Below are 26,286 nucleotides of genomic sequence, written 5' to 3'. Positions count from 1 at the left end.
CTCCGCACGTGAGTGCTAAATGACGTGGTGGCACGCGGTGATCATCGTGGTCGCCGGGATCTGGGCGGGCACCATCAACGCCGTCGTCGGGTCGGGGACCCTCGTGACCTTCCCCGTCCTGGTCGCGCTGGGCTACCCGCCCGTGACCGCGACGACGTCCAACGCCATCGGCCTCGCGCCCGGCACCCTCAGCGGTGCCTGGGGCTACCGGCACGAGCTCACCGGCTACTGGCCGCAGGTCGCGAAGTTCGCCGTCGCGTCGTTCCTCGGCGCCATCGGCGGCACCATCCTGCTGCTGTCGCTGCCGAAGGACGCCTTCGAAGCCGTCGTCCCCGTGCTCGTCGGCCTCGCCGTGATCCTCGTGATCGTGCAGCCGCGCGTCTCGAAGTGGGTCGCGAAGCGCCGCGAAGAGAACGGCGAAGAGCACAAAGCCGGCCCGCTGCTGATGTTCTTCATCTTCCTCATCGGCATCTACGGCGGCTACTTCACCGCCGCGCAGGGCGTGATGCTGATGGCGGTCATGGGCATGCTGCTGTCCGAACCGCTGCAGAAGCTCAACGGCGTCAAGAACGTCCTCGCCGCCGTGGTGAACGTCGTCGCCGGCGTGATCTACGCGTTCGTCGCGCCGATCAGCTGGCCCGTCGTGCTGTGGCTGGCCGTCGGCTCGACCGCCGGCGGCTTCCTCGGCGCGAAGATCGGCCGGAAGCTGCCGCCGGCGGTGCTGCGCGGCGTGATCGTGGTGATCGGCCTCGCCGCCGTCGTCCAGCTGGTCGTCAAGCAGTTCAGCGGCTGAAGTCGCGCGCCGCGGCCAGGAAGAGGTCGTTCTCCTCGCGGGTCCCGATCGTCACGCGCACGCCGTCGCCGGCGAACGGGCGCACCACGAGCTTGCGGTCCAGCGCGTGCTCGGCGAACGGCACCGCCTGGTCACCCAGCGGCAGCCAGACGAAGTTCGCCTGCGTCTCCGGCACCTGGTAGCCGGCCTCGAGCAGCGCGTCACGCACCCGGCCCCGCTCCGCGACGATCTCCTGGCAGCGCGCGAGCAGCTCGTCGGCCGCGTCCAGGGACGCCAGCGCGGCCACCTGGGCCAGCATGTTCACCGAGAAAGCGACGTACACCTGGCGAAGCGCGTCCGCGATCGGCTCCGGCGCGACGGCGTAACCGACGCGCAGGCCCGCGAGGCCGTACGCCTTCGAGAACGTGCGCAGCACCATGACGTTCGACCGCGTCCGCGTGTACTCGACGCCGTCGGGGACCTCAGGGTCGGTCACGAACTCCTTGTAGGCCTCGTCCAGCACCACCAGCACACGCTGCGGGACCGCGTCGAGGAACCGCTCGAGCTCCGCGCGCCGGATCGCCGTGCCGGTGGGGTTGTTGGGGTTGCAGACGAAAACCACGCGCGTCCGGTCGGTGATCGCCGCGAGCATCGCGTCGAGGTCCAGCTCCTGGCCCTCGGTGATCGGGACCAGCACCGGCTTCGCGTGCGCCACCTGCGTCACGATCGGGTAGGCCTCGAACGACCGCCAGCCGAAGAGCACCTCGTCACCAGGGGCGCAGGCCGCCTGGATCGTCTGCTGGCACAGCGACACCGAGCCGCAGCCGATCGCGACGCGCTCCACCGGCACGTCCAGCTCGCGCGCCAGCCGCTCGCGCAGGACCTGCGAGCCGGTGTCCGGGTAGCGGTTGATACCGGCCGCGGCCTCGGCGATCGCCTGCGCGACGCTCGGCAGCGCGCCGCCGGGCACCTCGTTGCTCGCCAGCTTGATCGCGCCTTCGATCGTCCGGCCGGGGATGTATTTCGGCAACGATTCGAGATCGGCACGGGGGGACACGGACGACATCTTCGGCGCTCCTCCGATTGAACGGGACAACCCCGTCACCGTATCTTTTCCGCCCACCGCCCCGCGACTCCCTTCAGGCGGTATGTGACCGGGAGACCTGCCAGACTGGGTTCCTTCCGTTCACCTCCAAGTGATTGAGTGACGCAATGACGTCGACCAGCACCGTGGACTACCAGCGCACCGACGGCCGGGCCCTGACGCTGACCTTTTCGGAACCCGAGGGGTCGCTGCGCGGCGGTTTGGTGGTCCTGCACGAGGCGGACGGCGTCACCGACGGCGTCAAGCTGCTGCTCGCCAGCCTCGCCCTCGAGGGCTGGCTGACCGTCACCCCGCACCTCGAGAACGCGGAGCTGACGCAGCAGGATCTGCTCGACGCGACGGACATCACACTCGCCTGGCTGGTCGACCGCGGGGTCCAGGCCGACCTGCTCGGCGTGATGGGCTTCGACCTGGGCGGCACCGCGGCCCTCGTCGTCGCTTCGCACCGCCGGCTGGGCGCCGCCGTCAGCGTCGGCGGGCAGCAGGCCGCCGAACTGCCCGCGCTGGTCGAGATCGCCGGGAAGCTCACCAGCCCGTGGCTCGGCATGTACGGCGACGCCGGCGACGAGGCGGGCGGCGCCGAGGTCGAGCGGCTGCGTGACGCGGCGGCGTCGGCGAAGGTCGCCACCAACGTTGTCCACTACCCGGGCGCGAACCACCGCTTCGACGCCGACCCCGGTGCGGCCGCCGAGGCGTGGCAGCGCACCCTGAACTGGTTCGACGCGCACCTGCGGTAGGCGGGATTACGCTCGTGACGTGACGCACACCGCCGACGCCCCCGAAGTGCTCTGGCGCCCTGAGCCGAGCCACGTTGCCGACACCAAGATCGAAGCCTTCCGCCAGTGGCTGCGTGCCGAACGCGGCGTCGAGGTGGACGACTACCGCTCGCTCTGGGAGTTCTCCGTCGAACGCGGCCCGGACTTCTGGACGGCGGTCGCGGACTTCCTCGGCGTCCGCTGGCACGACCAGGCGGGCGAGGTGCTCTCGGGCGAGATGCCGAACGCGGTCTGGTTCGACGGCGCCACGCTGAACTACGCCGAGCACGCGCTCACCCCTGGCGTCGCGGGAGCCACGAAGGGCGACGACGAGCTCGCGGTGATCTTCCACCGCGAAGACGGCTTCGCCGACCACCTCACGTACGGGCAGCTTCGCGCCCAGGTCGGCGCCGCGCGGGCGGCGCTGCTCGAGCTGGGCGTCGGCAAGGGCGACCGCGTCGCGGCGCTGGCCCCGAACTGCCCGCAGACGCTGGTCGCGTTCCTCGCCGCGGCCAGCATCGGGGCGATCTGGTCGTCGTGCTCGCCGGACTTCGGGGTCCGCGCGGTCGCGGACCGGTTCGTCCAGATCGAGCCGAAGGTGCTCTTCGCCGTCAACGCGTACGCGTACAACGGCCGTCAGTTCGACATCCGGGGGACCGTCACCGACCTGCAGGCGAAGCTGCCGTCGCTGGCCGCGACCGTGCTCGTCCAGTACGTCGGGGAAGGCCGGCTGGACGGCGCCCTCGACTGGGACGAGCTGCTGGCGAAGCACGAGGGCGCGCCCTTGCTCTTCGAACCGGTCGAGTTCGCGCACCCGCTGTGGGTGCTCTATTCGTCGGGGACCACCGGCCTGCCGAAGGGCATCGTGCACGGCCACGGCGGCATCACCCTCGAGCACCTCAAGGCCCTCGCGCTGCAGACGGACCTCGGGCCGGGCGACCGGTTCTTCTGGTTCAGCACGACCGGCTGGATGATGTGGAACTTCCTCATCTCCGGCCTGCTGGTCGGCACGACGATCGTGCTCTACGACGGCAGCCCCGGCCACCCGGACCTCAACGCGCTCTGGCACCTGGCAGAGCAGCACCGCGTCACGTACTTCGGGACGTCGGCGCCGTTCATCCAGAGCTGCCTGAAGGCGGGCATCAAGCCGGCCGAACGCTACGACCTCACGGCGTTGCGCGCGCTCGGCTCCACCGGGGCGCCGCTGAGCGTCGAGGGCTTCCGGTGGATCGTGAACGAGGTCGGGAAGGGCGTCCAGATCTGCTCGGTCTCGGGTGGCACCGACCTGTGCGCGGCGTTCGTCGCGTCGGCGCCCGACGTCCCGGTCTGGTTGGGGGAGCTGTCCTGCCCGGCGCTGGGCGCCGCGGTCAACGCGTTCGACGAGGCCGGCAACGCCGTCGTCGAGGAGGTCGGCGAGCTGGTCATCACGAAGCCGATGCCGTCGATGCCGGTGTTCTTCTGGAACGACCCCGACGGCTCGCGCCTGCGTGAGGCCTACTTCGAGATGTACCCGGGGTTGTGGCGCCACGGCGACTGGATCCGGGTCACCAACCGCGGCTCGGCGGTGATCTACGGCCGCAGCGACTCGACGCTCAACCGCGGCGGCGTCCGGATGGGCACGGCGGAGTTCTACCGGGTCGTCGAGGGCTACGACGAGATCGCGGACTCCCTGGTCGTCGACACCTCGGCGGCCGGCAACGAGGACGGGCAGCTGATCTGCTTCGTCGTCCTCGCCGACGGCGCTTCGCTCGAAGACGTCGAGCCGCGGCTGAAGAAGGAGCTTCGTAGCGCACTGTCACCGCGGCACGTACCCGATCGGTTCGTCGTGGTTTCGGAGATTCCTCGTACCTTGAACGGTAAGAAGTGTGAAGTACCGGTGAAGAGGATTCTGGCCGGTGTGGCTCCCGACCGGGCCGTCAGCCGCGACGCGCTGGCGAACCCGGCGGCGTTGACGCCGTTCGTGGAGCTCGCCGGGGGATAGATGGGGGAAGCATGATCGTCCACAACGGGTTGTACAGGTGGTGACGGGGACACGCGCGCAGACCACCTGGCGGGTGGCGGGGACCACCACCGTGGGGGTGATCACCTGGGTGACCCGGCTGGCCGGGCTGACGACACTCGTCGCCGTCCTGGTGCCGGCCGGGCGTCGGAACCTGCGCGGGCACATGTCCGAGTGGCTGGAGCTGCCGCAGGACGCGACGGTCGCGGCGGCGACCGTGGCGCTGGTCACGGGCGTGCTGCTGGTGCTGCTGGCCGCGGGCCTGCGGCGCCGCAAGCGGCGGGCCTGGCAGCTGGCCGTCGGCGCGACGGTGCTGCTCACGGCGTCGCACATCGGGCTCCGGCACGTCTTCGGCGCCGGGATGGTGTCCGTCGTGCTGCTGGTCGGCCTGATCGCGAGCCGGCGCTACTTCGTCGCCAAGCCGGACCCGGTGGTCGGGCGCTGGCGCGCGGTGCGCGTGTTCCTGCAGCTGGCGCTGGCCGGGTTGGTGATCAACGTCATCCTGCTGTCGGTGGCTTCGCACGCGGTCCTGGAGCCGATGAGCTTCCCGGACCGCCTGGCGGAGGCCGCGCTCGCGCTCGTCGGGGTCAGCGGGCCTGCGGTGTTCCACCAGATGTGGCTGGAGGACATGACGGCGGCCGTCGGGCTGCTCTTCGGCCTCGCCGCGGTCCTGGTGTCGGCGTACTTCCTGCTGCGCTCGGCCGAGCCGGCGCCCCGGCTGTCCGACGAGGAGGTCGCGCGCCTGCGCAAGCTGCTCGACGAGCACGGCGAGCGGGATTCGCTCGGCTACTTCGCGCTGCGGCGGGACAAGTTCGCGGTGTTCTCGAAGACGGGCAAGGCCGCGGTCACCTACCGCGTGATCGCGGGGGTCGCGCTGTGCTCGGCCGACCCGCTCGGCGACCACGAGGCGTGGCCGGGCGCGATCGAGGAGTACCTGGACGTCTGCCGTCGCAACGGCTGGGTCCCGGCGGCGATGGGCGTCTCGGAGCTGGGCGCGACGGTCTGGGCCCGGTTCGGCCTGGAGGTCCTGGAGATCGGCGACGAGGCGGTCGTCGACGTCGACGAGTTCACGTTGGACGGACGCGCGATGCGCGGCGTCCGCCAGGCCGCGGCCCGCACGAAGCGTGCGGGCTACAAGGTGCTGGTGCGCCGCGCGGAAGACCTGCGCCCGGGCGAGCTGGCCGAGCTGGAGACCCTGGCGGCCAACTGGCGCGGCACGGACACCGAGCGCGGCTTCTCGATGGCGCTCGGCCGCATGGGCGATCCGGGATCGGTCCTGGTGACGGCCGAGCAGGGCGGCCGCGTGCGGGGCGTGCTCCAGTTCGTCCCGTGGGGTTCGGCGGGCCTGTCGCTGGACGTCATGCGCCGCGACCGGTCGGCCGACAACGGCGTCAACGAGCTGATGATTTCGGAGCTCCTGCTGGCGGCCCGCCGCCACGGCGTTTCGCAGGTGTCCCTGAACTTCGCGGCGTTCCGCGCCCTGATGGAACAAGGCCAGCGCATCGGCGCCGGCCCGGTGGCGCGCATGTCGGCGAAGGTCCTGCACTTCTTTTCGCGGTGGATCCAGATCGAGACGCTGTACAAGTTCAACGCGAAGTTCCAGCCCCGCTGGGTGCCCCGGTACTTGGTGTACCCGGGCGTCCGCGAGCTGCCCCGGGTGGGCATCGCGACGTTCGAGGCGGAGGGCCTGGGCGGCCGGTCGCCGCGCCTGCTCAGGCTGCTGCAACGCGCGTGAGGGGGGTCCTGTTCAGGGGTGATCCGGGGGTGTGTAACCTATCTGAGCAGTGGTCGTTGGGCCCAGGAGGCTTCGCCTAGTCTGGTCTATGGCGCCGCACTGCTAATGCGGTTGGGGGTAACCCCCCCTCCCGGGTTCAAATCCCGGAGCCTCCGCTGGTGCCCGGTTCGCCGGGTGCTAGGTTAGAGAACAACTGAACACGCGCCCGTAGCTCAGCTGGATAGAGCATCTGACTACGGATCAGAAGGTCAGGGGTTCGAATCCCTTCGGGCGCACGTCTGGTTGAGACAGCAGTACCGAGCAGGGCCTCGTTTCCGGTTGGAGACGGGGCCCTGCTCGTTTTTCCCCCTCGCGAGGGTGGCCGTTGCTGCCCGTGGGATCGCGCCGATGGACCGCCTGAGCGCGTCGTGCGACCGTTGAAGGTTCACCGGCTTCGGTGCCGGTGTGAAAACGCGGACCCGGGTGCGACGGGAGGCGGCCCGATGAGCGATTACCTGCCCGAGGCCGGCGATCGGAGCCCGCCCCGCGGCCCGACGCCGCGCGGCTGCTGCGGCTCAACCACCTCGCCGGCAACGCGGCAGCTCGCCGCTGAATCCGTGGCGCCGGCGGAAAAGCCCGGCAAGCAGGAGGTGGCTCCGCGTCTTCTCCCGCCGGGCGCTGTCGGCTTCGCCCCCTCAGTCGATTCCGTCAACACGGCCCGCGCAAACCTCGTCAAGCGACCCGAGGAGAGGAAGAAACCACCGGCGGTGTGGGTCACCTTTCCCGAGGCCGACCGGCGGGAGTTGCTGGAAATGTGGAAAGAATGGCAGGCGGGGAAGGCCGACACGGACGTTCCCCCGACGGGCGACTACATCGCCGCGAAGGGCCTGCTCGGCTCCACCACCCGCTGCCCGGGGTCATCTGGGTCAAGCTCGCCGACCACGCGCGGGCCATGACGGTTAGGAACACTCCCGACCGCGACGATCACTGCTTTCCGTAACTGGACTGGACCAGTGAACTGACCTTCGTCCCGGCTGGTCAGCCCCCGTTCGGCACTCTCCGTGGTTGTTCTTCCTTAATTGGTCTGGACCACGTAATGTCTTCGCAAACGGTGCGAATACACCGCCTCGGTCCCCCCGCGGTGTCCCGCCGTTCCCCGCACCTGTCTCAAGGGAGAGCGATGTCCAGGAAGAGATGGCACCTCCTCGGTTTGTTCACCGCGGTCGGCGCGCTCGCGGTCGGTCTCGTGACCGTGCCGGCCAGCGCCGCCGGTGGCGTTGGCGCCAGCTTCACCAAGGGCTCCGACTGGGGCACCGGCTATGAAGGCAAGTACACGATCAACAACGGCTCCGGCTCGACGCTGGCCGCCTGGACGGTCGAGTTCGACCTCCCGTCCGGCGCGAAGATCGCGTCGCTCTGGGACGGCAGCTACACCGCCGCCGGCCAGCACGTCACCGTCAAGAACACCTGGAACGGCAACGTCGGCAACGGCTCGACCGCCAGCTTCGGCTTCAACGTCGCCTACTCCGGCACCTACTCGGCGCCGGCGAACTGCAAGCTGAACGGCGGATCCTGCGACGCCGGCGGCGGCACCCCGACCACCACGCCGACCACCCCGACACAGCCCACCACCACCCCGACGACGCCGACCACGCCGCCGCCGACGACCACCACCACGCCGCCCCCGCCGGGTGGCCTGAAGAACGTCGGCTACTTCGTGCAGTGGGGCGTCTACGGCCGCAACTACCACGTCAAGAACATCGAGACGTCGGGTTCGGCCAGCAAGCTCACGCACATCAACTACGCGTTCGGCAACGTGACGAACGGGCAGTGCACGGCGAACGACGACCCGTACGCCGACTACCAGAAGACCTACGACGCCGCGGGCAGCGTCGACGGTGTCGCCGACACGTGGGACCAGCCGGTCGCGGGCAACTTCAACCAGCTGCGCAAGCTGAAGAAGCTGCACCCGGGCCTCAAGGTGATCTGGTCGTTCGGTGGCTGGACCTACTCCGGCGGCTTCGGCCAGGCGTCGCAGAACGCCGCCGCGTTCGCGCAGTCCTGCTACAACCTGCTGAAGGACCCGCGCTGGGCGGACATCTGGGACGGCATCGACATCGACTGGGAGTACCCCAACGCGTGCGGCCTTTCCTGTGACACCAGCGGTGCCGCGGCCTACAAGAACCTGATGGGCGCGCTGCGCTCGAAGTTCGGCTCGTCGTTCCTGATCACCTCGGCGATCACGGCCGACGGCAGCAACGGCGGCAAGCTCGACGTCGCCGACTACGGCGGCGCCTCGCAGTACGTCGACTGGTACAACGTGATGACCTACGACTACTTCGGCGCTTGGGCGGCGCAGGGCCCGACGGCCCCGCACTCGCCGTTGACCAACTTCAGCGGCATCCCGACGCCGGGCTTCTACTCCGACGCCGCGATCCAGAAGCTGAAGAGCAAGGGTGTCCCGTCGAGCAAGCTGTTGCTGGGCATCGGGTTCTACGGCCGCGGCTGGACCGGCGTCACGCAGTCGACGCCGGGTGGCACGGCGACCGGCCCCGCGCCGGGCACGTACGAGCAGGGCATCGAGGACTACAAGGTCCTGAAGAACACCTGCCCGTCGACCGGCACGTTCGCCGGCACCGCGTACGCCAAGTGCGGCAGCAACTGGTGGAGCTACGACACCCCGGCGACCATCGGCGGCAAGATGTCCTACGCCAAGCAGCAGGGCCTCGGCGGCGCCTTCTTCTGGGAGCTGACCGGTGACACCACGGGCGGCGAGCTAATCTCCGCGATGAAGAACGGCCTGTCGTGACGCGCCGGTGGTTGCCCGCACTCGGGCTGGCGGCCGCGGCCGCCACGATCGGCGCGATGTTCGTGATCGCGCCGGCGAACGCGGCGGGCGGCGTGTCCGCGACCTTCTCGAAGGGCTCCGACTGGGGCACCGGGTACGAAGGCAAGTACACGATCGCCAACGGCTCAGGCTCGACGCTCGCCACTTGGACCGTCGAGTTCGATCTGCCCAGCGGGGCGAAGATCTCGTCGCTGTGGGACGGCAGCTACACGGCGTCCGGCCAGCACGTCACGGTGAAGAACACCTGGAACGGCAACGTCGCCAACGGCGGTAGCGCCAGCTTCGGGTTCAACGTGGCGTACTCCGGTTCGTACACCGCGCCGTCGAACTGCAAGCTGAACGGGGGATCGTGTGCCGCCGGGGGCACACCCCCCACGACCACTACGCCGCCTACGACGACGCCGCCCACCACGACGCCGCCGCCGGCGGGTGGTCGTGGCGCGCCCTACCTGTACATGGGCTGGGGCAGCCCGCCGAACCCGCAGACGGTGATGAACGCGACCGGGGTCAAGTGGTTCACCATGGCGTTCATCAACGCCTCCGGTGGCTGCAACCCGGCGTGGGACAGCAGCCGTCCGCTCTCGGGCAGCGCCGACGCCACCGCGATCTCGCAGATCAAGGCGGCGGGCGGCCAGGTCATCCCGTCGTTCGGCGGCTGGAGCGGCAACAAGCTGGGTCCGAACTGCTCGACCCCGGCCGCGTTGGCCGGTGCGTACCAGCAGGTGATCAACGCCTACGGGCTGAAGGCGATCGACATCGACATCGAGAACTCCGACGAGTTCGAGAACGAGGCCGTGCAGGACCGCATCCTGGGCGCGCTGAAGATCGTCAAGCAGAACAACCCGGGGATCCAGACGATCCTGACGTTCGGCACGTCGACGACCGGCCCGAACTACTACGGCAACCGGCTCATCGACCAGTCGAAGGCGCTGGGCGCGAACGTGGACGTGTTCACGATCATGCCGTTCGACTTCGGCGGCGGCGCGAACATGTACAACAGCACGGTCAGCGCGGCGAACGGCCTGCGGGACAAGCTCAAGTCGACGTTCGGCTGGAGCGACGCCACGGCCTACGCGCACCTGGGCATCTCGGGCATGAACGGGCTGTCCGACCAGCAGGAGCTGACCGACTTGTCGACGTGGACCCAGATCACGAACTGGGCCAAGTCGAACAAGATCGCCCGCCTGGCGTTCTGGTCGGTCAACCGCGACCGCGGCTGCCCCGGCGGCGGCGTCCAGTCGGCGTGCAGCGGCATCGCCCAGAACGACTGGGACTTCACCAAGGTGACGGCGGGTTTCTGACGTCGTCGTGAAAGAAGCCTCCTTGCCTGCTCCCCGGGCCGGCAAGGAGGCTTTTCACTGCCCCACGAAGAAGTGCCAGCCGACCCACCACCAGGCCAGCACGAACGCGATCCGCGCGCTGCGCCGTCGCATCACGACGGCGAGCACGCTCGTCAGCTTCGGGACGCGCTTCGGCCACACGTGGCTCGCCACGCCCAGCCCGATCGCCGCGAGGACGATCAGGCCGAACCCCAGCTCCGTCAGTTCCCGGGCGTTCACGAGCGCCTCGCCGTGGCCGCCGCGCGCAGCATCGCCAGGCCCGCCGCCAGCCAGCCCGTGATCGCCAGCGCCTGGACCCACCGGTTCACCAGCAGCGGGTCGACCAGGTCGCTCATCGTCGGGTGGGTCAGCGACAGCCCGCCCGCCGCCTGCTCGTAGACGAACGACAGCAGCTCCCAGCCGCACCAGCTCAGCGCGACCGCCGACCACAGCCACGCCCGGTGCGGCACCGGGCGGTCCGCCGGCAGCGACGGGTCACGCCACTCGGCGAACAGCGCGACCAGGCCGATCGCCGAGACCGCGACCGCCACCGGGACGCTGTCGCGGCCGAACGCCAGCACCAGCAGCCCGGCCGCGACCACCGCGAACCCCGGCACGTGGAACGGTTCCCCGATCTCCGCGACCTCCTCGCGCGGCCGTTCGGTGACCAGGAGGACGAGCGTGACCACCAGGAAGATCAGCGCGTCCGCGGGGGCGCCGCGGATCCAGTGCGCGATCGCCGCGAGGGTGAGCGCGATGACCGGGAGGTCGACGGTGAGCGGGTGACTGCGGAAGCCGAGAGCCATGGCGTAGCTCCTTCGCGACAGGTCCTTGTCATTGCTAACAAAAAACCCGCCGCTCGGCTACCGCATTCCGTCCTCAGAGCAGCTTGACGGCGTCGCCGATCGCCTGGTCGAGGATCGAAACGCCCAGTGAAATCTCCTCTTCGGACGCCGTCAGCGGCGGGGCGATCCGGAACACCCCGCCCATCCCCGGCAGCTGCACGATGTTCATGTGCAGCCCCAGCTCGAGGCAGCGCTGCGTGACCCGGGCGCCCAGCTCGTCCGAACTGCGCTTGGTCTCGCGGTCCACCACCAGCTCCAGCCCGGCCAGCAGGCCGCGGCCGCGGATGTCGCCGACCACCTCGTGGCGCTCGGCGATCCCCTCCAGACCCCGGCGCAGCAACGCGCCCAGCGAAAGCGCCCGCGCGTCGAGGTGGTCGCGGGACAGCACGTCCAAGACCGTGTTGCCGACCGCCGCCGGGAGCGGGTCCGCCACGTGCGTCGTGAAGAAGAGGAAGCCGCGCTCGTGGGCCTCCTGCTCGATCTCCGCGCTCGTCAGCACCGCCGCGAGGGGCAGGCCGGCGCCGAGCGTCTTGGACAGCGTCAGGATGTCCGGGACGACGCCGTCGCGCTCGAACGCGTACCAGTTCCCCGTGCGGCACAAGCCCGTCTGGGCTTCGTCCAGGATCAGCAGCATGCCGCGTTCACGGCACTTCTCGGCCAGCGCGGCGAAGTAGCCGGGCGGCGGCTCGATGATGCCGCCGGAGCTCAAGATCGGCTCGACGATGCACGCCGCGAGGCTGCCGACCGACTGCGCGTCGATCAGGTCGAACCCGAAGTCGAGCTGGCGCCGCCAGTCGAGCTCGCCGTCGGCGTCGGTGAAGTCCGGGCGGTACGCGTTGGGGGCCGGGATGGCGAAGTTGCCGGGCGCGGCGGGCCCGTATCCCTTGCGGCCGGCGCTGTACGTCGCGCTCGCGGCGGCCTGCGTCATGCCGTGCCACGACCGGGCGAACGACACGATCTCGTGCTTGCCGGTGACGAGCTTCGCCATCCGGATGGCGGCTTCGTTGGACTCCGCGCCCGTGGTCAGCAGCAGGGCCTTCTCCAGCGGCGCCGGCAGCGTCTCGGCGAGGCGCCGGGCGAGGTCGACGACCGGGCGGCTCAGCATGCCGCTGAACAGGTGGTCGAGCTTCGCGGCCTGGCGCTGGACCGTCTCGACGATCTCCGGGTGCGAGTGCCCGAGGATCGCGCTCATCTGGCCGGAGGTGAAGTCGAGGATGCGGCGGCCGTCTTCGGTGAAGACGAAACTGCCTTCGGCGCGGTCGATGATCTCGTGGGTGAAGGTGCCGCCGTAGCGGATGAGGTGCTTGTCGACGTCGGACCAAAAGGAAGCAGCCATGGCATCGACGGTAAGTCCGCACCGAGCGTCACGTCCATCTCACGATTCCGGCTTTCTTGTTCGGTTCTTCCGCACAACAATGGGGTCATGCTGAACCCGTGGCGCCTGCGGCTGCTGAGCCGGCTCGACACGCTGGGCACGGTCCGCGCCGTGGCGCAGGACGCGAACCTGAGCGCGTCGAGCGTGTCGCAGCAGCTGGCCGTGCTCGAAGCGGAAACCCGCACCCAGCTGCTGGAACGCACCGGCCGCCGGGTCCGGCTGACGCCGGCGGGCCTGATGCTGGCGCGCCGGGCGCGGGCGATCCTCGACCACATGGACACGGTCGAGGCGGAGCTGCGCAGCCTCGGCGAGGAGCCGGTCGGCCTGGTGCGACTCGGCGCGTTCCAGAGCGCGATCCACACGATGGCGGTCCCGGCGGTGACGCGGCTGGCCGGCGCGTACCCGCACCTGGAGGTCGAGCTGCTGGAGCTGGAGCCGCACGAGAGCATCCCGGCCCTGCGCGGCGGCGACGCGGACGTGATCATCACGACGACCGACTTCGTCCAGCTGCCGCTGGGCCCCGACCTGGACATCGTCCCGCTGGCGACGGACCCGATCGTCCTGGTTTCCGCTGGCGAAGTGCCGCGCGGACCCGTCTCGCTCTCGGCGTACGCGGACTCGCCGTGGGCGCTGGACACACCGCAGTCGTACATGGCGGACCTGACGCTGCGGTTGTGCCGCGAGTCGGGCTTCGAGCCGCGGGTGGTGTGCCGGTTCAGCAACTACCTGATGACGTTGCAGCACGTCGAGGCGGGTTTGTCGATCGCGTTGCTGCCCCTGCTGGCGGTGGACCGCCGCTACCGGGTGACGACGCGCGAGCTGGCGACGCCGGTGACCCGCACGATCGCGGCGGTGGTCCGCAGGGGAACCCCGTTGCGAGCGGGGGTGAACGTGGTCCTCGACGCCCTGCGGCAGCCACCGGACCTGCCAGGACTGGCCGCGTGGGTCGACCGGGGCGCAGACTGAGCGGGTGCGTGTGGCGATCAGCGTCACCGGGGTGGTGCAGGGCGTCGGGTTCCGGCCCTTCGTCCATCGGCTAGCGCGGGGGCTCGGGGGCTTTGTCGGGAACGATGGGCACGGGGTCTTCATCGAGGTCGAGGGCACACCCGCGCAGATCACCGCGTTCGTCGACGCACTGAAGGAACCTCCGCCGCTGGCGGTGCTCGATGACGTTCGGGTGCGCGAGGTCCCCGCGCGGGGGGAGACCGGGTTTCGGATCGTCGCCAGCGACAACACCGGCGTCGCCGACACGTTGGTCTCGGCTGACTCCGCCACCTGCGACGACTGCCTGCGCGAGCTGCGCGACCCCGGCGACCGGCGGTTCCGGTACCCCTTCGTCAACTGCACCAACTGCGGCCCGCGGTTCACGATCGTCCGCGGCGTGCCTTACGACCGGCCGCTGACCACCATGGCCGCTTTCGCGATGTGTGCCGAGTGCAAGCAGGAGTACGAAGACCCCGCCGACCGGCGGTTTCACGCCCAGCCCGTCTGCTGTCCCGCCTGCGGACCCACGCTCCAGTTCGAGCCCGGTGCCGGCGACCCGCTCGAAGCCGCCGCGGAAGCCATCCGAGCTGGTTCCGTGGTCGCCGTGAAAGGGCTTGGTGGGTATCACCTCGCCGTCGGCGCGCGGCACGAAGCCGCCGCGAAGAAACTGCGGGAGAGGAAGCACCGCGAGGACAAGCCCTTCGCCGTCATGGTCGCCGACCTGCGGCAGGCGAAGGAACTCGCCGAAGTCGACGCGGACGCCGAAGAAGTGCTCAGCGGCCGACGGCGACCCATCGTGTTGCTCCCGAAGAAGGGACGACTCGCCCATTCCGTCGCGCCCGGGAACCGGCGGATCGGGCTCATGCTGCCCTACACGCCGCTGCACCACCTGCTGCTGGAACAAACCGGCCCCATCGTCCTGACCAGCGCGAACGTCTCCGACGAGCCCATCGTCCACCGCGACGACGACCTCGGCCGCCTCCAGGGCATCGCCGACGCCTTCCTCACCCACGACCGGCCGATCCACGTCCGGACCGACGACTCCGTCGTGCGGATCACGCGGGGAAAGCCCCAGCTGCAACGGCGTTCACGCGGCTACGCGCCCGAGCCCGTCCGGTTCGAAACCAGCAGGCACCTCCTCGGCTGCGGCGCCGAGCTCAAGAACACCTTCTGCCTCGCCAAGGGCCACCACGCCTTCGTCTCGCACCACATCGGCGACCTCGAGAACTACGAGACCTTCCGGGCCTTCACCGAGGGCATCGAGCACTTCAAGCACCTCTTCGACGTCGATCCCGTGCTGGTCGCGCACGACCTGCACCCCGAGTACCTCTCCACGAAGTACGCCCTCGACCAGGACGTCGAGCTGCTGGGCGTGCAGCACCACCACGCCCACATCGCCGCCTGCCTGGCCGACAACGACCACCGCGAACCGGTGCTCGGGGTCGCCTTCGACGGGACCGGTTTCGGGCCCGACGGCACCATCTGGGGCGGCGAGGTCCTCCTCGCCGACCTGACGAGCTACCGGCGGCTCAGCCACCTGCGCACCGTCGCCATGCCCGGTGGCGCGCAAGCCATCCGCCAGCCGTGGCGGATGGCAACGTCCTATGTGGACGAACTGGGACGGCCGGCGCGCGAAGACGTCGTCAAGCTCAAGCGCAGCGGCCTCAACTCACCGTTGACGTCCAGTGCCGGACGGCTCTTCGACGCCGCCGCGTCGCTGCTCGGCGTCCGGGACACTGTCAACTACGAGGGGCAGGCCGCCATCGAGCTGGAACAGCTGGCCGATCCGGCCGAAACGACCGCCTACCGCGCGCGGATCGACGACGTGATCCACGGTGAGGACCTCATCGCCGCGCTCCTGGACGACCCGTCCAGCAAGCCCAAGCGAGCCGCGAGGTTCCACAACGGCGTCGCCGACGCGATCGTGCGAACCTGCGACCGCTTCCGGGACCACAGCGACACCGTGGCGCTCTCCGGGGGCGTGTTCCAGAACGTTCTGCTGCTCGACCGGACCGTCGAAGGCCTCGAAAACCGGGGATTCCGCGTCCTGACCCACCGGAGCGTGCCGACGAACGACGGCGGGATCAGCTTCGGTCAGGTCGCCGTAGCCAGTCGTACCACTCGCTGAGCCCGTCCCCACGGGTCGCGCTGACCTGCAGCAACCCCGCCGTCGGGTTCACCCGGCGGACGTCCCGTTCGAACTCGGCGACGTCGAAGTCCACGTACGGCAGCAGGTCGACCTTGTTCAGCAGCACCAGGTCCGTGGCGGCGAACATGTGCGGGTACTTCACCGGCTTTCCGGGCCCTTCGGTCACCGACAGGATCACCACGCGCGCCGCCTCGCCGAGGTCGAACAGCGCCGGGCAGACCAGGTTGCCGACGTTCTCGATGAACAACGTCGAGCCCCGGGCGGGCGCGAGTGAATGCAGGGCCCGGTGCAGCATCGACGCGTCCAGGTGGCAGCCGGCACCGGTGTTGATCTGGACGACCGGCGCGCCCGTCGCCTTGATGCGCTCGGCGTCGAGCAGCGTCTCCTGATCGCCCTCGATCACCGCGCACGGCGTGTCCAGGACCCGGATCGTGCGCTCCAGCAACGTCGTCTTGCCCGCGCCGGGCGAACTCATCAGGTTGATCGCGAAGACGTCCGACGCGCGCAGGTGCTCCCGGTTGTGCGACGCGAGTTCGTCGTTCTTCGCCAGGATGTCCTGCTCCATGACCACCGTGTGGGCGTGGTCGGTGATCCGGACTTCCGAGTCCGAGCAGCCGCAGGTGTCGCACATGGCTAAGCCACCTCCACCGAGGTAATCCGCAGTTCCCGTCCCGCCAGCACCGCCGCGTTGGCGCTGCCGCAGGGGCACAGCACGATGAAGTCGTCGAGGCCGAACTCCGCACCACAGTCGTGGCAGCGGGCCCGGCCCGCCGGCTCGGCGATGTCCAGCCGGGCGCCCTCCAAGGACGTCCCCGTGCACAGGACGTCGAAGCAGAACCGGACGCTGTCCGGCACCACCCCGGACAGCCGGCCGATCTCGAGCCGGACGCACGACACCGCCGCGTCGCCGAGGCGGGCGACGATCGCGTCGACGACCGACTGCGTGATCGCCATTTCGTGCATTCAGCAGATCCTCGGCAGCGGGTCCCCGACCAGCAGGTCCACGATCCGGGTGCCGCCGAACGCGGTGTTCAGCAGCACGATCCCCGGCGGGTCGTCCGCGACGCGGCCGACCACCGCGGCCTCGGCGCCGAGCGGGTGCGCGCGCAACGCGGCGAGCGCGTCGGAGGCCTGCGAACCGTCCACGACGACCACGATCCGGCCTTCGCAGGCGACGTACAGCGGGTCGATGCCCAGCAGCTCGGACGCGCCGCGGACCTCGTCGCGGACCGGGACGGCGTTCTCGTCGACGACCACGGCGACTTCCGCGGCCTTCGCGATCTCGTTGAGGATCGTCGCGACGCCGCCGCGGGTCGCGTCCCGCATCGCGCGGACGCCGGGGACCGCGGCCAGCAGCCCGGCCACCAGCTCGTGCACCGGCGCGGTGTCGGACGCGAGGTCGGCGTCGATGTCCAGCTCGCCGCGGGCCAGCATGATCGTGACGCCGTGGTCACCGATCGGCCCGGAGACGAGGACGGCGTCTCCGGGCTTCACGGTGGCCACGCCGAGGCCCGTGCGGGTGAGCACCCCGACCCCGGCGGTGTTGACGTACACGCCGTCGGCCTTGCCGCGCTGGACGACCTTGGTGTCGCCGGTGACGATCTGCACGTCTGCCGATACAGCCGCCGTCTTCATCGAGTCGACGATCTTCAGCAGGTCTTCGACCGGAAATCCCTCCTCGAGGATGAACCCCGCGGTCAGGTACAGCGGCCGCGCGCCGGAGACGGCGAGGTCGTTGACCGTGCCGTTCACGGCCAGGTCGCCGATGTTCCCGCCGGGGAAGAACAGCGGCGAGACGACGTAGGAGTCCGTGGTCAGGGCCAGGCGCGCGTCCCCGATCGTCAACGACGCCGAGTCTTCGAGGGGTTCCAGCAGCGGGTTGCGGAACGCGTCGAGGAACACGGCCTCGATCAGCGTGTGCGTCGACTTGCCACCCGCGCCGTGCGACAGCGTGATGCGCTCTTCGCGCACCTTCGCGCGGCGGCGCCGCGCCCGTTCGATGCGGTCGAGGACCTGCTGCTCGCGTTCGGTGGTCGTCATGCGCGGCTCGCCTCCCGGACGCGCTGGCGGCTGAACCGGCCGAAGTTGTAGTACGCCGCGCAGGCGCCTTCGGGTGAGACCATGCACGTCCCGATCGGCGTCTCCGGGGTGCACGCGGTGCCGAACACCTTGCACTCCCACGGCTTCAGCACGCCCTTGAGCACCTCGCCGCACTGGCACGCCTTGGGGTCGGCGACGCGCAGGCCGGGGATCTCGAAGATGCGTTCGGCGTCGAACTTCGCGTACTTCGCGCGGATCGCCATCGCCGAGTGCGTGATGAACCCGAGGCCGCGCCACTCGAAGTAGGGCCGCAGCTCCATGACCTCGTTGATGGCCTTCAACGCGACGATGTTCCCGTTCCACGGCACCACGCGGGAGTACTGGTTCTCGACCTCGGACCGGCCGGACGACAGCTGCAGCATCAGCATGTAGATCGACTGCAGGATGTCCAGCGGCTCGAACCCGGCGACGACGACGGGCTTGCCGTAGTCGCGCGCGATGAACTCGTACGGGCGGCAGCCGATCACCGTCGAGACGTGCCCCGGGCCGATGAAGCCGTCGAGCCGCAGGTCGGGGGAGTCGAGGATGGCCTTGATCGCCGGGATGATGGTGACGTGGTTGCCGAACACCGAGAAGTTTTCGATGCCTTCGGCGGCCGCGCGCAGCAGCGTCATCGCGGTGGACGGCGTGGTCGTCTCGAACCCGATCGCCATGAACACCACGCGCAGGTCCGGGTTCTGCCGCGCGATCTTCAGCGAGTCGAGCGGCGAGTAGACCATCCGGATGTTCGTGCCTTCGGCGTTGGAGTCGAAGAAGTTCCCGCCGGACCCGGGCACGCGCATCATGTCGCCGAACGACGTCATGAGCACGCCGGGCTGCCGGGCGATGTGGATGGCGTCGTCGATGCGGCCCATCGGGATCACGCACACCGGGCAGCCCGGCCCGTGCACCAGCGTGATGCTCTCGGGCAGGTAGTCCTCGAGGCCGTGCTTGTAGATCGTGTGCGTGTGCCCGCCGCAGACCTCCATGAACTTGTAGTGGCGGCCCGGCTCGCACAACGACGTGATCTTGGCGGACAGCGCCCGCGCCTTCTCCGCGTCGCGGAACTCGTCGACGAAACGCATGACGACTCCTATTCGATCCGGGATTCCAAGAGCGCGGCCATCTCGTCCTCGTACGCCTTGCCGATGCTTTCGAGGAACTCCAGCGCGGCCGCGGCCTCCGCTTCGTCTATTTTGGACAGTGCGAAGCCGACGTGGATGAGGATCCACTCGCCGGGCTTCGGCGGGTCGTCTTCGAGCAGGCCGATGTTGATGGTCCGCTTGACGCCGCTGACCGAGACTTTCGCGAGGTCCGGGCGCTCCTCGCTGATTTCGATGATCTCGCCCGGGATGCCGAGGCACACGGCCGTTACATCCGGCTCATCTCGAGGTACCGCCGGATGTCGGGTTCGACCTGCTTCGCGAGCCAGGTCACCCCGCCGAGGAGCACGGCCAGGAACAGCAGGCGCTTCATCTCAGACCTCCGTCTTCTCGCGCAGCGGCAGCTGCGGGCTGGTACCCCAGGCCAGTTCGGTGACGGCACGGACCGCGGCCGGGATCGCCGCCGTCACCTCGGGGGACAGCCCGATCCCTTCGTCGAGGCAGGCCGGTTCGCAGCCGACGAGCAGCACGCGCCCGGCGTCGCCGCCGAGCAGGCGCAGCAGCCGGAACACCGCGTCCGGCCGCATGCCGTGGGCGTCGATCGACGCCGCGGTCGCGAGGTCCTCGGTGTCGGCCTCGATGAGCGAGAGCGTGCCGGGTACCCGGCCGTGCGGGGTCGCGTCGAGCAGGATCGTCGTGTCGTAGCCGCCCATCAGGTCGTAGGCGAGGTGCATGCCGGCGATGCCGTAGTCGGCGATCTGCACCCAGGGCGGCAGCTCGGCCTGCTCCAGCTCCTTGATGACCTCCACGCCGAAGCCGTCGTCGCTCAGGAAGATGTTCCCGATGCCGGCGACCAGGACTCGTGGCCTCATTCCGCCACCTCCAGGGGTTCGATCTCGTCGGGGGAGAAGTACCGGTACCGGCCGTGCGCGTGCTGCAGGTCCGCGGCCGGGTCGTCGTCGAGGGTCACCGCCAGGTACGAGACACCGTCCACATCGGACAGCACGACCCGCACGGTGGCCGTCTTGCCGACGAGGAACATGTCCTGGGCGTCGGTCCCGCGCAGGTTCGGCCGCAGCCGGACGCGCGACCCCTCGGCGACGCGGACCCCGGCGACGACCACCGAGGGCTTGACCGGCCGCACGGACCGGACCGCGCCGTGCAGCCGCTCCAGCAGTTCGGGCGGCATCGCGTCGACGCGGTCGACGATGGCCGCCGCGCGCGGGTCGGTGGCCCGGGCCTCGCGCTTCTCCTCGTCGGTCAGCGTCATCGTGCGCAGGGTCAGGATCTCGTCGATCTCGGTGCCGTCGAAGAGGTCGCCCGGGCTTTCCGGCGCGATCGCCGGGTCGTCGTAGAGGATGATCGGCGACGCGAGCACCACCGTGCTGCGCGAGGTGTCGCCGATCAGCACCGGCCAGAGCCGTTCCTGCCGGCAGGCTTCGACGGCCGGTTTCGCCCACTCCGGCGGGTCCAGCATCGACAGGAAGTGCCCGGTGTCGACGCTGAGCACCAGGTGGGCGGCGAGCAGCGCGTGCCGCAGGGCGTGCTCGCGGACGCCGTCGGAGGGCCACGACGTCGTGTTGTGCACGTCGACGCGCAGCCGCGCGCCGCCGAACGGCCCGTCGAGCGGGTCGACCCGCGCGGTGAGGACGCCGGTCAGTTCGTCCACGTGGAACGGCTTCTCGACCGGGAGTTCCGAAAGCGGCAGCTCGAAGTCGATCTCCTGCTCGACGCCTTCGTCCCACGCCGTTTCGTCGACGAGCCGCGTCCGGGCCCGCAGGAACCGCAGCTTGACGCGCAGGATCGTGCGTTCCAGGGGTTCCAGGACGCACTCGACGCGGGCGGAGGCGTGCTCGCCGATCTCCGCCGACGCGTAGGACGGCGGCACCAGCACACCCCACTGCCAGCGCACGCGGTTCTTCCGCGCCGACGCCCGGTACGGGTAGAGCAGGTAGCCCTCGTAGAGCACGGCGTCGCCCACCGCGCGGGCCTGGTCGAGGACGTTCACGGCCCACCCGCCAGCAGCTGCTCGACCGCGGCTTCCCAGGTCGGGATCGCGTGCCGCGCCTTGTACTTGAGCAGCGCGTCCACCGACTCCCGCGGCAGCTTGATCCACGCGACGTCCGGGAAGTAGCGGGACATCAGCTCGTCCCAGACCGTCACCGGCATCCGGCACTCCGCCTGCGTGTGCCACGGCACCTGCTCGACCCAGAACCCCGGGCCGCCCTTGCCGAACACGGTCCCGCTGAACAGCAGCACCATCGGCACGACGCCGTCGGACAGCGCGTGGAAGTACTTGCCCGCCGCGACTTCGAGGTCGTAGGTGCACGGCACCTCGGCGTCGACCTCGGTGGCGCCGGTGAACCCCGGCACGGTCACCGACACCGTCGTGAACTGGAACGGCTTGAGCGTCTCGCCCCACCGGGAGCGGTCGCCGAAGAGGTGGGTGAGCAGCTCCGACTCGTCGTCGGCGTACCGGCGCCGCTGCGGCTCGATGCGGATCTGGACGCGCAGCACCATCGCGTGCACGGGCTGCCCGGTCAGCTCGGAGATCCGCAGCCGGAACGCCAGCGTCGGGGACGCGGCGTACTTCAGCGGCCGGACGCCGATGCAGTCGAAGGTCAGCTCAGTCATCGCCGCGCTCCCGCAACCGAGCGAAGAACCCGTCGATGGCCTCGTGGGCTTCGGTGCCGCCGTCGAAGCCGCGCCAGGTGGACCGGACGAGCCCGACCAGCTCGTAGCAGACGTCGATCGGCACCAGGAACGCCTCGAAGCTGTCGTCGAGCTGGTTCACCAGGAGTGCTTCGACGTCGTCGGTGGCGTCGGCGAGCAGGTCGTCGCCCGTGCCCAGCGGGAGCAGGGATTCCGTCGCACCCGCCGGGCTCGGGTAGAACGCGACGACGCGGTCCTGCACCGAGTTCCGGAACAGGAACGCCGTCCGGACCGGGATGCCGGCCGACGCCCACAGCGCGGCGCCCGGCTCGAAGCGCGGGAAGTGCCGGACGCGGTCCGGCACCGCCCGGTGCCGCTTCCCGCCCGCCCCGCGGTGGGTGAAGAGCAGGTAGCAGCCCCGGCAGGTGCACAGGATCGTCCGGGACTCGAGGTCGATGACGTGCCCGTGCTCCCCGCCGATCGGTTCCGCGCACATCTCGCACTTCTCGCCCGGCGCGGCACGCCGGACGGGAGCGCGGAACCTGCGCAGGCCGCCCGTCACGGAACCTCCACGGGACACGGGACCAGCGGCAGCAGCGGCCGGCCGCCGGGACCGGTCTCCTCCGGCACGACTCCTTCGACGACGACGTCGGAGATCTCCGGCGCCACTTCCCGCACCACGCGCTCGATCGCGTACTTCGCGGTGACGGTCGACGACGGGCAGCCGTCGCAGCTGCCCTGGAGCCGGAGCCGCACGACGCCGTCGTCGATCCCGACGAACTCGACGTCGCCGGCGTGCGAGCCCAGGTACGGCCGGACCTTGTCGAGCGCCTCGGCGACCCGCTCGTGCGTCGACCGCGGGTGCAGGTCGTGCAGCACGAGCAGGCCGCGGACGTGGTCGTCCTCGAGGAGGCGGTCCAGCACCGGCCGGTCGACGGCTTCGACGATCCGGGCCAGGCCGGCGCCGTAGAACTCGAGCAGCGTGTGGACGAGCTCCTCGGCGAGCTCGGCGTCCGCGCCGGAGAACTCGCCCAGCAGCCGCTCGATGCGCTCGCCGACGCGGTCGACCTCCGTCATCAGCCGAGCTCCCCGCCGAACGCGTGCGGGGTGTGCAGCCGTTCCAGGACCTTGCCCTTGCCGGTGTACATGTGGACGCCGCAGGGCAGGCACGGGTCGAAGCTGCGGACCGCGCGCATGATGTCGATGCCCTTGAAGTTCTCCTGCGTGTTCTCCTCGAAGATCGGCGTGTTCTGCACGGCGTCCTCGTACGGCCCCGGCGTGCCAAAGCTGTCGCGCACGCTGCCGTTCCACGGCGTCGGCGGGTACGGGTGGTAGTTCGCGATCTTGCCGCCCTTGATCACCATGTGGTGCGAGAGCACGCCGCGGACGGCTTCGGTGAAGCCGCAGCTCACGCCCTCGTCCGGGACCTTGAACGGCTCCCACGTCTTGGTGTTGCCCTTGCGGACCTCACCCAGGGCTTGGTCGGCGAAGTGCAGGGCCAGAGCGGCCGCGTACGCCTGGAAGTACGTCCGCGCGCGGTTGCGCTCGAGCGCGTTGCTCCAGCGCGGGATCTTCCACTCGAACTCGACCTCCGGCTTGGTCGCCGTGCGCGGCAGCGTGATCTTGACGCTGTGGCCGGTCGACTTCAGGTACGGCGTGTCGACGAGCCCGGCGAGCGCGGTCACCCACAGCCGGGCGATCGGGCCGCCGCCGGTGTCGAGGGCGAGGTGGTCCTTGCCGTCGAACCAGCGCGGCGACATCGTCCAGGAGTACTTGCTGTCGAAGTCGCGCTTGGCCGGGCGCGGGATGGTGTGCTGGTTCCACGGGTGGCGCTGGTCGACCGGGTTGCCCAGCGGGTCCTGCGTGACGAACATCGGCTGGTCGACCCAGTCCTCGTAGAACGAGCTGCCGAGCAGGATCCGGATGCCGAGGTTGATGTCGAGCAGGCTCGTCGTGACGAGCTCGCCGTCGACGACCACGCCCGGCGTCACGAACATCTTGCGGCCCCAGGACTCCATGTTCTCGTAGGTGAAGTCGCAGTACTCGGGGTCGTTGAGGCTGCCCCAGCAGCCGAGCAGGATCCGGCGCCGCCCGACCTCTTCGTAGCCGGGGATGGCTTCGTAGAAGAAGTCGAAGAGGTCGTCGTGCATCGGCAGGCAGCGCTTCATGAACTCGACGTAGCGCATCAGCCGGGTCAGGTAGTCGGTGAACAGCTGCACGGTGGCGACCGTGCCGACGCCGCCGGGGTACAGCGTGGACGGGTGGACGTGCCGGCCCTCCATCAGGCAGAACATCTCGCGCGTGCTGCGCGAGACCTGCAGGGCCTCGCGGTAGAACTCGCCTTCGAGCGGGTTCAGCGAGCGCATGATGTCGCCGATGGTGCGGTAGCCGTGGTCGCCCGCGTGCGGTGCTTCGGTGCGGTTGGCCAGCTCCAGCACGCCGGGGTTGGTCTCGGCGACCATCTTCTCGCAGTAGTCGACCCCGACCAGGTTCTCCTGGAAGATGTTGTGGTCGAACATGTACTCGGCGGCCTCGCCGAGGTTGATGATCCACTCGCCGAGGTGCGGCGGGCGGACGCCGTAGGCCATGTTCTGGTTGTAGACCGAGCAGGTCGCGTGGTTGTCGCCGCAGATCCCGCAGATCCGGCTGGTGATGAAGTGCGCGTCGCGCGGGTCCTTGCCCTTCATGAAGATGCTGTAGCCGCGGAAGACCGACGACGTGCTGTGGCACTCGACGACCTTCTTCTGCGCCCAGTCGATCTTCGTGTAGATCCCGAGGCTGCCGACGATCCGGGTGATCGGGTCCCACGCCATCTCGACGAGGCCGGTCTTCTCCTTCATGTCCGTCATGACCGCACCCCTGCCTGGTAGCCGGTGTCGAGCTTGGTGCCCTTGTGCCGCCACTTCGGTTCCGTGTCGGCCTTGCGCTCGGTGATCTTCCGCAGCCGGCGGATCACCGACCCGTACGCGCCGCTGGCCAGCGACGACACCTGCGCGCCGGGCGGCTCGTCCATGAACGGCATGAACTTGTCCGGGAAGCCCGGCATGGTGCAGCCGATGCAGATCCCGCCGACGTTCGGGCAGCCGCCGACGCCGTTGATCCAGCCGCGCTTCGGCACGTTGCACTTCACGACCGGCCCCCAGCAGCCCAGCTTCACCAGGCACTTCGGGGAGCCGTACTCGGTGGCGAACTCGCCCTGCTCGTAGTAGCCGCCGCGGTCGCAGCCCTCGTGCACGGTCGCGCCGAAGAGCCACTGCGGCCGCAGGTGGTCGTCGAGCGGGATCATCGGCGCCTGCCCGGCGGCCTGGTAGAGCAGGTAGGTGATGGTCTCGGACAGGTTGTCCGGGTGCGTCGGGCAGCCGGGCACACAGACGATCGGGATGCCCGCGCCGGACTTCCAGTCCCAGCCGAGGTAGTCCGGCACGCCCATCGCGCCGGTCGGGTTGCCCTCCATCGCGTGGATGCCGCCGTAGGTGGCGCAGGTCCCGACGGCCATGACCGCCAGCGCCTTGGGCGTCAGGCGGTCGAGCCACTCGCTGGTCGTCATCGGCTGGCCGGTCTCGGGGTTGTTCCCGAACCCGCACCAGTAGCCCTCTTCCTTGATCGCCTCGTTCGGGATCGAGCCCTCGACGACCAGCACGAACGGCTCCAGCTCACCGCGGTCGGCTTTGTAGAACCACTCGATGAACGTGTCGGCCCCCTTGTCAGGACCGCATTCGAAGTCGATCAGCGGCCAGTGGACCGCGATCTTGGGCAAGCCGGGCAAAGCGCCGAGGACGATTTCCTCGATGCTCGGTTGCGTGGCGGCGGTCAGCGCGACGGAGTCGCCGTCGCAGGACAGGCCGGCGTTGATCCAGAGGATGTGGATGGGCTGCTCTTCGGTCTCTTCAGCGTGCGTCACGGCTGATCACCCTTGGCGAAGTCGTCGAGCGCGCCGAGGGTGAGCTCCCACAGCGCGTGGTAGAGGGTCGTCTGGGCTTCCTGGATGCGGTGCACGGACGGCGACGGGACGACGAAGAGGTGGTCGATGCTGTCGAGCTCGGCCATCTTCCCGCCGTCGTAGCCGGCGATGCCGACCGTCACCATGCCGCGCCGGGCGGCTTCATCGAAGGCGCGCAACAGGTTCGCGGAGTTCCCGCTGGTGGACAGGCCCACCGCGATGTCGCCGGGACGCCCGAATGCACCGATCTGCCGGGCGAACACGACGTCGAACCCGATGTCGTTGGACAGGGCGGTCACCACCGCGATGTCGTTCGTCAGCCCGAAGGCGGGCAACGGCTTCGCGTCGCCGGCCGGGCTGAGGAACAGGCTCGCGAGGTCCTGGGCGTCGGTCGAGCTGCCGCCGTTGCCGAAGGCGAGCAGCCGGCCGCCACCGCGGAACGCGCGCGCCACGTCCTGGGCGCACGCGAACAAGCGGTCGCGGTCGGCCGCGAGCACGTCGCCGCGCAGGGCGACGATCTCGCGCACCTTGTCCACAGTGGACTGTTCGACCTGGCGGAGGACGGCGTCGAGGTCGCTCTCACCCGAATACAGGAACGGGTACAGCGCTTCGAGACCGTCGGTGACGGGGTGTTCCCGCGTCATTCC

At 69.8% G+C, this 26,286-nt stretch carries 27 protein-coding genes and 2 tRNA genes; 11 read left to right on the top strand and 18 right to left on the bottom strand.

What is annotated here, in order from left to right:
• The first annotated feature begins 19 nt into the window (after positions 1-19).
• Positions 20-793, top strand: coding sequence for a sulfite exporter TauE/SafE family protein (locus ACIRSS_RS32260; protein WP_400901399.1), 774 nt, complete (start codon positions 20-22; stop codon positions 791-793).
• Here ACIRSS_RS32260 and hisC read toward each other — a convergent pair.
• Positions 783-1,838 carry a histidinol-phosphate transaminase gene (gene hisC / locus ACIRSS_RS32255; RefSeq protein WP_400901397.1) on the bottom strand — a complete coding sequence of 352 codons (1,056 nt, stop codon included), beginning with the start codon at positions 1,836-1,838 and terminating at the stop codon, positions 783-785. The two genes, ACIRSS_RS32260 and hisC, sit on opposite strands and share 11 nt — an antisense overlap.
• Positions 1,839-1,984: 146 nt before the next feature.
• Between hisC and ACIRSS_RS32250 the strand changes: the two genes are divergently transcribed.
• The 8 genes from ACIRSS_RS32250 (at position 1,985) to ACIRSS_RS32215 (ending at position 10,494) form a co-directional block, all read left to right on the top strand.
• Entirely contained in the window at positions 1,985-2,614 is a 630-nt protein-coding gene (locus ACIRSS_RS32250) for a dienelactone hydrolase family protein (RefSeq protein ID WP_372667815.1), read from the top strand.
• A 19-nt stretch (positions 2,615-2,633) separates the two neighbouring features.
• On the top strand, positions 2,634-4,613 hold the full coding sequence (locus tag ACIRSS_RS32245) for an acetoacetate--CoA ligase (protein ID WP_400901395.1): 1,980 nt from the start codon (positions 2,634-2,636) through the stop codon (positions 4,611-4,613).
• 37 nt (positions 4,614-4,650) lie between these two features.
• A complete protein-coding gene (locus ACIRSS_RS32240; protein ID WP_400901393.1) occupies positions 4,651-6,366 on the top strand; it encodes a phosphatidylglycerol lysyltransferase domain-containing protein in 1,716 nt (571 codons plus the stop codon).
• Between the two features lie 65 nt (positions 6,367-6,431).
• A tRNA-Ser gene (locus ACIRSS_RS32235) sits at positions 6,432-6,521 on the top strand.
• Positions 6,522-6,567: 46 nt separating this feature from the next.
• A tRNA-Arg gene (locus ACIRSS_RS32230) sits at positions 6,568-6,641 on the top strand.
• A gap of 207 nt (positions 6,642-6,848) precedes the next feature.
• Positions 6,849-7,301, top strand: coding sequence for a hypothetical protein (locus tag ACIRSS_RS32225; RefSeq protein ID WP_400901391.1), 453 nt, complete (start codon positions 6,849-6,851; stop codon positions 7,299-7,301).
• 224 nt (positions 7,302-7,525) lie between these two features.
• Complete coding sequence (locus ACIRSS_RS32220; RefSeq protein WP_400901389.1) at positions 7,526-9,154, top strand: glycosyl hydrolase family 18 protein; 1,629 nt, start codon at positions 7,526-7,528, stop codon at positions 9,152-9,154.
• On the top strand, positions 9,151-10,494 hold the full coding sequence (locus tag ACIRSS_RS32215) for a cellulose binding domain-containing protein (protein ID WP_400901387.1): 1,344 nt from the start codon (positions 9,151-9,153) through the stop codon (positions 10,492-10,494). The genes ACIRSS_RS32220 and ACIRSS_RS32215 overlap by 4 nt, the downstream gene beginning before the upstream one ends.
• A gap of 54 nt (positions 10,495-10,548) precedes the next feature.
• Here ACIRSS_RS32215 and ACIRSS_RS32210 read toward each other — a convergent pair whose 3' ends face one another.
• The 3 genes from ACIRSS_RS32210 to ACIRSS_RS32200 form a co-directional block, all read right to left on the bottom strand.
• A complete protein-coding gene (locus ACIRSS_RS32210; protein ID WP_400901385.1) occupies positions 10,549-10,752 on the bottom strand; it encodes a DUF6186 family protein in 204 nt (67 codons plus the stop codon).
• Positions 10,749-11,318 (bottom strand): hypothetical protein, encoded by a 570-nt coding sequence (locus ACIRSS_RS32205; RefSeq protein WP_400901383.1) that lies wholly within the window; start codon positions 11,316-11,318, stop codon positions 10,749-10,751. Before ACIRSS_RS32205 ends, ACIRSS_RS32210 begins: the two co-directional genes overlap by 4 nt.
• Before the next feature lie 73 nt (positions 11,319-11,391).
• Entirely contained in the window at positions 11,392-12,693 is a 1,302-nt protein-coding gene (locus ACIRSS_RS32200) for an aspartate aminotransferase family protein (protein ID WP_400901381.1), read from the bottom strand.
• An 87-nt stretch (positions 12,694-12,780) separates the two neighbouring features.
• On the opposite strand from ACIRSS_RS32200, the gene ACIRSS_RS32195 reads away from it, so the two are divergent.
• Both ACIRSS_RS32195 and hypF read left to right on the top strand, forming a co-directional pair.
• Complete coding sequence (locus tag ACIRSS_RS32195) at positions 12,781-13,698, top strand: LysR family transcriptional regulator (RefSeq protein ID WP_400901378.1); 918 nt, start codon at positions 12,781-12,783, stop codon at positions 13,696-13,698.
• 4 nt (positions 13,699-13,702) lie between these two features.
• Complete coding sequence (gene hypF, locus ACIRSS_RS32190; protein WP_400901376.1) at positions 13,703-15,844, top strand: carbamoyltransferase HypF; 2,142 nt, start codon at positions 13,703-13,705, stop codon at positions 15,842-15,844.
• On the opposite strand, the gene hypB is transcribed toward hypF, so the two are convergent.
• The 14 genes from hypB to ACIRSS_RS32120 are packed head-to-tail and all read right to left on the bottom strand — an operon-like array spanning position 15,801 to position 26,283.
• Positions 15,801-16,496 carry a hydrogenase nickel incorporation protein HypB gene (gene hypB, locus ACIRSS_RS32185; RefSeq protein ID WP_400901374.1) on the bottom strand — a complete coding sequence of 232 codons (696 nt, stop codon included), beginning with the start codon at positions 16,494-16,496 and terminating at the stop codon, positions 15,801-15,803. The genes hypF and hypB overlap by 44 nt on opposite strands.
• A gap of 2 nt (positions 16,497-16,498) precedes the next feature.
• Positions 16,499-16,828, bottom strand: a complete 330-nt coding sequence (locus ACIRSS_RS32180) for a hydrogenase maturation nickel metallochaperone HypA (protein ID WP_400901373.1) — start codon at positions 16,826-16,828, stop codon at positions 16,499-16,501.
• Complete coding sequence (gene hypE / locus ACIRSS_RS32175; protein ID WP_400901371.1) at positions 16,829-17,905, bottom strand: hydrogenase expression/formation protein HypE; 1,077 nt, start codon at positions 17,903-17,905, stop codon at positions 16,829-16,831.
• Positions 17,902-19,029, bottom strand: coding sequence for a hydrogenase formation protein HypD (gene hypD / locus ACIRSS_RS32170; protein WP_086684747.1), 1,128 nt, complete (start codon positions 19,027-19,029; stop codon positions 17,902-17,904). The genes hypE and hypD overlap by 4 nt, the downstream gene beginning before the upstream one ends.
• An 8-nt stretch (positions 19,030-19,037) precedes the next feature.
• Positions 19,038-19,310, bottom strand: a complete 273-nt coding sequence (locus ACIRSS_RS32165; protein WP_400901369.1) for a HypC/HybG/HupF family hydrogenase formation chaperone — start codon at positions 19,308-19,310, stop codon at positions 19,038-19,040.
• 5 nt (positions 19,311-19,315) lie between these two features.
• The gene (locus tag ACIRSS_RS32160; protein WP_400901367.1) at positions 19,316-19,420 is read right to left on the bottom strand and encodes a DUF6893 family small protein; all 105 of its coding nucleotides are present in this window, start codon (positions 19,418-19,420) and stop codon (positions 19,316-19,318) included.
• A gap of 1 nt (position 19,421) precedes the next feature.
• Positions 19,422-19,919, bottom strand: a complete 498-nt coding sequence (locus ACIRSS_RS32155; RefSeq protein ID WP_400901365.1) for a hydrogenase maturation protease — start codon at positions 19,917-19,919, stop codon at positions 19,422-19,424.
• Positions 19,916-21,055 (bottom strand): hypothetical protein, encoded by a 1,140-nt coding sequence (locus ACIRSS_RS32150; protein ID WP_400901363.1) that lies wholly within the window; start codon positions 21,053-21,055, stop codon positions 19,916-19,918. Before ACIRSS_RS32150 ends, ACIRSS_RS32155 begins: the two co-directional genes overlap by 4 nt.
• Positions 21,052-21,681 carry a DUF6084 family protein gene (locus ACIRSS_RS32145; RefSeq protein ID WP_400901361.1) on the bottom strand — a complete coding sequence of 210 codons (630 nt, stop codon included), beginning with the start codon at positions 21,679-21,681 and terminating at the stop codon, positions 21,052-21,054. The genes ACIRSS_RS32150 and ACIRSS_RS32145 overlap by 4 nt, the downstream gene beginning before the upstream one ends.
• On the bottom strand, positions 21,674-22,261 hold the full coding sequence (locus ACIRSS_RS32140; protein ID WP_400901359.1) for a DUF5947 family protein: 588 nt from the start codon (positions 22,259-22,261) through the stop codon (positions 21,674-21,676). Before ACIRSS_RS32140 ends, ACIRSS_RS32145 begins: the two co-directional genes overlap by 8 nt.
• Positions 22,258-22,776, bottom strand: coding sequence for a NifU family protein (locus ACIRSS_RS32135; RefSeq protein ID WP_400901357.1), 519 nt, complete (start codon positions 22,774-22,776; stop codon positions 22,258-22,260). The genes ACIRSS_RS32140 and ACIRSS_RS32135 overlap by 4 nt, the downstream gene beginning before the upstream one ends.
• A complete protein-coding gene (locus ACIRSS_RS32130) occupies positions 22,776-24,548 on the bottom strand; it encodes a nickel-dependent hydrogenase large subunit (RefSeq protein ID WP_400901355.1) in 1,773 nt (590 codons plus the stop codon). Before ACIRSS_RS32130 ends, ACIRSS_RS32135 begins: the two co-directional genes overlap by 1 nt.
• Positions 24,545-25,600 carry a hydrogenase expression protein HypE gene (locus ACIRSS_RS32125; protein ID WP_400901353.1) on the bottom strand — a complete coding sequence of 352 codons (1,056 nt, stop codon included), beginning with the start codon at positions 25,598-25,600 and terminating at the stop codon, positions 24,545-24,547. The genes ACIRSS_RS32130 and ACIRSS_RS32125 overlap by 4 nt, the downstream gene beginning before the upstream one ends.
• Entirely contained in the window at positions 25,597-26,283 is a 687-nt protein-coding gene (locus ACIRSS_RS32120; RefSeq protein WP_400901351.1) for an SIS domain-containing protein, read from the bottom strand. The genes ACIRSS_RS32125 and ACIRSS_RS32120 overlap by 4 nt, the downstream gene beginning before the upstream one ends.
• Positions 26,284-26,286 lie beyond the last annotated feature (3 nt).

Source organism: Amycolatopsis sp. NPDC101161, assembly GCF_044768185.1.
Taxonomy (GTDB): domain Bacteria; phylum Actinomycetota; class Actinomycetes; order Mycobacteriales; family Pseudonocardiaceae; genus Amycolatopsis.
Note: the sequence above shows the minus strand (reverse complement) of the source record. Positions and strands in the feature narration are given on the sequence as shown.

Bases quoted from the DNA above. Each gene is read 5' to 3' on its own strand.
- ACIRSS_RS32220 (WP_400901389.1), top strand. From the start codon at position 7,526: ATGTCCAGGAAGAGATGGCACCTCCTCGGTTTGTTCACCGCGGTCGGC.
- ACIRSS_RS32250 (WP_372667815.1), top strand. From the start codon at position 1,985: ATGACGTCGACCAGCACCGTGGACTACCAGCGCACCGACGGCCGGGCC.
- ACIRSS_RS32225 (WP_400901391.1), top strand. From the start codon at position 6,849: ATGAGCGATTACCTGCCCGAGGCCGGCGATCGGAGCCCGCCCCGCGGC.
- hypD (WP_086684747.1), bottom strand. From the start codon at position 19,029: ATGCGTTTCGTCGACGAGTTCCGCGACGCGGAGAAGGCGCGGGCGCTG.
- ACIRSS_RS32120 (WP_400901351.1), bottom strand. From the start codon at position 26,283: ATGACGCGGGAACACCCCGTCACCGACGGTCTCGAAGCGCTGTACCCG.
- hypE (WP_400901371.1), bottom strand. From the start codon at position 17,905: ATGACGACCACCGAACGCGAGCAGCAGGTCCTCGACCGCATCGAACGG.
- ACIRSS_RS32135 (WP_400901357.1), bottom strand. From the start codon at position 22,776: ATGACGGAGGTCGACCGCGTCGGCGAGCGCATCGAGCGGCTGCTGGGC.
- ACIRSS_RS32205 (WP_400901383.1), bottom strand. From the start codon at position 11,318: ATGGCTCTCGGCTTCCGCAGTCACCCGCTCACCGTCGACCTCCCGGTC.
- ACIRSS_RS32155 (WP_400901365.1), bottom strand. From the start codon at position 19,919: ATGAGGCCACGAGTCCTGGTCGCCGGCATCGGGAACATCTTCCTGAGC.
- ACIRSS_RS32260 (WP_400901399.1), top strand. From the start codon at position 20: ATGACGTGGTGGCACGCGGTGATCATCGTGGTCGCCGGGATCTGGGCG.
- ACIRSS_RS32160 (WP_400901367.1), bottom strand. From the start codon at position 19,420: ATGAAGCGCCTGCTGTTCCTGGCCGTGCTCCTCGGCGGGGTGACCTGG.
- ACIRSS_RS32130 (WP_400901355.1), bottom strand. From the start codon at position 24,548: ATGACGGACATGAAGGAGAAGACCGGCCTCGTCGAGATGGCGTGGGAC.
- ACIRSS_RS32145 (WP_400901361.1), bottom strand. From the start codon at position 21,681: ATGACTGAGCTGACCTTCGACTGCATCGGCGTCCGGCCGCTGAAGTAC.
- ACIRSS_RS32195 (WP_400901378.1), top strand. From the start codon at position 12,781: ATGCTGAACCCGTGGCGCCTGCGGCTGCTGAGCCGGCTCGACACGCTG.
- hisC (WP_400901397.1), bottom strand. From the start codon at position 1,838: ATGTCGTCCGTGTCCCCCCGTGCCGATCTCGAATCGTTGCCGAAATAC.
- hypB (WP_400901374.1), bottom strand. From the start codon at position 16,496: ATGTGCGACACCTGCGGCTGCTCGGACTCGGAAGTCCGGATCACCGAC.
- ACIRSS_RS32200 (WP_400901381.1), bottom strand. From the start codon at position 12,693: ATGGCTGCTTCCTTTTGGTCCGACGTCGACAAGCACCTCATCCGCTAC.
- ACIRSS_RS32180 (WP_400901373.1), bottom strand. From the start codon at position 16,828: ATGCACGAAATGGCGATCACGCAGTCGGTCGTCGACGCGATCGTCGCC.